The organism is Undibacterium hunanense (assembly GCF_014284335.1).
Classification (GTDB): domain Bacteria; phylum Pseudomonadota; class Gammaproteobacteria; order Burkholderiales; family Burkholderiaceae_D; genus Undibacterium; species Undibacterium hunanense.
In genome coordinates, this window is the sequence record NZ_JACOGF010000105.1 from 1 (window position 1) to 214 (window position 214).

The 214-nt window shown below is 56.1% G+C and carries 1 protein-coding gene; it reads right to left on the bottom strand.

The genetic code is table 11. The annotated features are described in order from the left end of the window. Positions 1-214, bottom strand: a 214-nt coding sequence (locus H8L32_RS27510) for a hypothetical protein (protein WP_186951038.1), incomplete at both ends; no start/stop codon positions are given.

The following is a 214-nucleotide window of genomic DNA, read 5'->3' on the forward strand; positions in this document are numbered from 1 at the left end:
TGATGTTACCGCCATTGACGATGATGAGGGTATCTGTACCGTCGCCGCCTGTGATGCTGTCGCCTGTTTCGAGTGTGTCAGCCAGGATGAAGGTGTCGTTGCCTTTGCCGCCGATGACGGAGACGTCTTGGGTCTGACCGGAGGTGTCTGCTTTACCAGTGGTGAAGAAGCCATTGCCGAGGTTGATGGTCAGGTTGCCTGTGAATGCGGATGC